The organism is Streptomyces sp. MnatMP-M17 (assembly GCF_900091995.1).
Classification (GTDB): Bacteria; Actinomycetota; Actinomycetes; order Streptomycetales; family Streptomycetaceae; genus Streptomyces.
Map to the genome: position 1 here is coordinate 1 of NZ_FMDK01001079.1, position 3,342 is coordinate 3,342.

5 protein-coding genes and 1 pseudogene are annotated in these 3,342 nt (G+C 69.9%); 1 reads left to right on the top strand and 5 read right to left on the bottom strand.

Translation table 11 applies throughout. The annotated features are described in order from the left end of the window. Window positions 1–32: 32 nt before the first annotated feature. The 4 genes from GA0115259_RS36115 to GA0115259_RS42485 all read right to left on the bottom strand — a co-directional run bounded on the left by GA0115259_RS36115 (window position 33) and on the right by GA0115259_RS42485 (window position 2,272). Complete coding sequence (locus GA0115259_RS36115) at window positions 33–587, bottom strand: DUF6233 domain-containing protein (protein ID WP_370749293.1); 555 nt, start codon at window positions 585–587, stop codon at window positions 33–35. Window positions 588–627: 40 nt separating this feature from the next. Continuing rightward, window positions 628–888, bottom strand: coding sequence for a hypothetical protein (locus GA0115259_RS36120; protein ID WP_093604663.1), 261 nt, complete (start codon window positions 886–888; stop codon window positions 628–630). Between the two features lie 307 nt (window positions 889–1,195). Then, entirely contained in the window at window positions 1,196–1,567 is a 372-nt protein-coding gene (locus tag GA0115259_RS36130) for a hypothetical protein (protein ID WP_093604667.1), read from the bottom strand. Window positions 1,568–1,609: 42 nt separating this feature from the next. Then, window positions 1,610–2,272: a hypothetical protein gene (locus GA0115259_RS42485; RefSeq protein WP_237540739.1), complete on the bottom strand. Its 663-nt coding sequence runs from the start codon at window positions 2,270–2,272 to the stop codon at window positions 1,610–1,612. Between the two features lie 156 nt (window positions 2,273–2,428). Between GA0115259_RS42485 and GA0115259_RS36140 the strand changes: the two genes are divergently transcribed. Next, entirely contained in the window at window positions 2,429–2,971 is a 543-nt protein-coding gene (locus tag GA0115259_RS36140) for a hypothetical protein (protein ID WP_093604669.1), read from the top strand. Window positions 2,972–3,026: 55 nt separating this feature from the next. Here the strand turns inward: GA0115259_RS36140 and GA0115259_RS41350 are convergent. Beyond that, window positions 3,027–3,342: pseudogene (locus GA0115259_RS41350) on the bottom strand (hypothetical protein); the annotation flags it as partial.

Genomic DNA, 3,342 nt, shown 5'->3' on the forward strand with positions numbered 1-3,342 from the left:
CACCATCGAGACCGGCTCCTGACCACGGCAGGTCAGGAGCCGGTGATGTGGTCGAAGCCGCTCAGCAGCGGCGTCAGCTCCTGAGCGCACCCGCACAGCGTGCACAGCTGCGTCCCCGGGTTCTCCGCGACGTCCAGGGCCCGCTGGACATCGAGCAGCGGCGCACCCCCGGGTGCCTCTTCGCAGTCCGGCGCGTGCAGCACCCCGCGGGCCGGGCCCCGCCCCTCTCGGACCTTCGCCAGGACCCAGCCCGAAGGCCGGCGCTCCCCGAGAACCTCGCGGACCACCGACGTCGGCGGCACCGGCGGAAGAGGCTCGGTGGGGACCTGGTCGTAGTCGACGCCGTCAACCGGCCGCACGTGCTCGGGCGCCCTCACCCACACCCGGTACTCCGCGGCCTCCACCCCGCCATCCTCGAGGTCCCGGTACGACGGCAGCCCCACGAGGTACACCCATCCCGTCCCGGTCTGCCGCCGCCTCCACAACCGCGCCACGACCTCCTGCTCCGGCTGCCCGAGAACCGGATCGGCGGGCAGCACGACCCGCACCGGCACCGGCCTGGCCGCGTCATCGGAGGGTGTGGTCACGCCCCCACGGTAAGCACCGCCGCTGCCAGCTCGATGGGCGTCACCGCTCGGGCAGCTTGCGGCGAAGACCGTCCATCGCCTTCTTCACGTCACCGAGCTGGTCGCCCAGCACCCGCATACGCCAGTCCAGGCGCTCCATCCGGGCGGCGGCCGCCAACGACGCGAACGTCTGCGCCATCTGCGCCGCGCCCGCCTCGCCCGCCAACGCCTTCTTGACGTACCGGACGGCCATCGCCTCGTACTGCTTCGCGCGCTCCACCGCAGCTTTGAACTCGGGCGCGTCGTCGTCGTGTTCGGTCATGCAGCCCCTCCCAGATCGATCTCTCCTCACCGTTGTACCGACCGCAGCTCACAGGCGGAGCCGCTGCGGATTTTCGGGCCGGAAAGTTGTCCGGGGAAGGGCGCGCGGACCACCACGGGGACCGGGGCCGCCGTGCCGACGGCGGAGACGCTCATCACCTGGGCCGCCATCACTCTGATGACCCGCCGCATCAGCCGCGCAGGCGCCACCTGGACCCAACGCTCCAGGCCCACCACACCCGCCTCCTGAAACCGTCCAATGACCCTCATCCGGGCAGGCCAGCGGCCTGGACTGCAAAAGCACTCACTCACGCGTCGTGGAGGAGTTCCGAGGTCTCCAGGTCAAGCTCAACGATCAGCTCGTCCAGATGATGTTTCTGGTCGATGTTCAGCGCCAGGACTTCGTCCTGCGCGAGGATCTCAAGAGTCGCGGCGGCGAACCCCCGCGCAACGGCGCCCAACGCATGGCTCATCGCCTCTCCGGCCGCATCAGGATCGCCGTCCGCATAGTGCAGCGCGATCCCGTATGCCTCACCAGCCCGCGCGACCAAGGCGTTGAACGCTCTGGTGCGGTCCTCATTCCCGGCGTCACGGCTGAGGACGAGGCGCTCGCTGAACTGGCGGGCCATTTGAACCGGTGAGCCGGCGTCGGCATCTGGCTGTGTCACGCCATCGATCATGTCAGCCCGATACTGCTTCGGGATCAGAAACAGGTTCTCGGCTCAGAGCAGGCGGGTGACGTGCTGCTCCCACCGGTGCAGCCAGTCGCTGTGCCCGGCCTCGCCGGCTGAGGGGACGATCTCAAGATCCTCGGGCAGAGTGATTTCCTCCGGTGCCCAGGTGCCGTCGCTGAAGTAGCAGGCCCACACGGTCTGACGGGCCGAGCTGATGACGACGGCGCCCACGGCCCCGTCGTCGGAGAGCGCACCTTCGTCCACGGCGGTGCGCCCGGTCTCGATCGCCTTCTCCTCGCTGCGGAACACGCGGGTGACCGTGCCGTGCGGGCCGCTCTTGCCGGTGAGGAGGTACAGCACCCACTGGGTACCGACCGCGTCTGGCCACCGCTTACGCGCGGCCTGCCGGGAGACCCCCGCGGCCATGCCCAGGTCGGCGTAACTGGCTCCGGCCCGGCCAGCGCGGGCGGCGGCGTCGGCGGCCAAGCGCTGCACGACGTCGCCGGCTTCCGTGGCGACCTTCAGGTACATCAGATGGACCGCCTGCGCCGCCGCGGAGGTCGGGGCAAGCGCGTTCGGACTGTGAGGGCCCTCCCCTTCACCGAATCCCAGACGCTTCTTCGTCTCGCGCCACACCAGGTCACGGACCAGTGCCGCGAAGGCAACCCGCTCCTCAATCGCCTCACTATCAAGGCTCCACATATCAACCATGTGGAAACCATAGGTCACACACCCGCATCGCGACAACTAAAGTTTCGAATGGATTTGACGTACGGCCGCTGGGTTCTGTCCACAGGCCCGCCGCCCTACCGTCGCCTCCGCTCCCCGGCGTGAGGCACGGGGACGTACAGCGGAAGGGGCGCGGCCGTGGCGCAGAAGAAGTTCGACCGACAGGTGGAGGAGACCGCGGAGTCGGTGGCGTTCGGGATCGGCCGGTTCCTGTCCGGCCGCCCGATGGACGGTGAGCGGAAGACCGACGCCACCTTCTGGCACACGGCCACCCGCGTCCTGCCCAAGGTCGAAGGCAGGGTGTCCCGTTCCGCCTACTGCGCCGGGTGGCAGCGCCTCACCTTCCGTATCACCGGCCTGGCCGCGACCGGCACCGGCGGCTACTACGCCTTGTGGGAGAACCAGGACACCACCGTCGCCACGGCGCGCGGTGTCTGGGAGAACCCCGGGCCGGCCATCGCGGCTGCGGAGATGGGCGGCGTCGGCCTGGCCTCCGTCCTGGCCGTCGGCGGCGCGGCGTACGGCCTGGCGACGCGTAAGCGCCGGGAGTTCATGCGCGAGTGGGTCCGGCCTCTGCACGAAGCGCTCGCTAAACGCGGCGCCGAATTCCTCTACCGCGTCGGCGACCTCAAGAAGTGGGCCCGCAACCGGCCCCGCGTCGGCACCACCGACTCCGGCTGACCGTTCCGGCCCGCCGACGTCCGCGAACCGGGCCGCGCCGGGAGGTGTTGCCGGTTCAGGTCGGGAGAGGGGCCAGTACGCCCTGCTCCAGTGCGGAAATACCATTCGAAGTTTCCAGCGCATACTGGAAGTTTCCTTGAGGGAGGACGTCTTCTGCTGGCAAGACTTGACTGCCAGTGAGGTCTGCTCCGCCGCAGTGGTTGAGGGGGCTGCCGGCCGGCAGCTGCGCCAGGAGTCCTTGTGCCCCGCCGCTTCCGTTTGAGGTGCCGCCCTGGGGCTGGGTGTTCGTCTGGTGGTTGGCGCAGCCGTTGGCGAACGAGGGGGACAGCAGGACGCCGGCCCCGCCGGCCGCCGCGGAGCCGGCTGCCGCG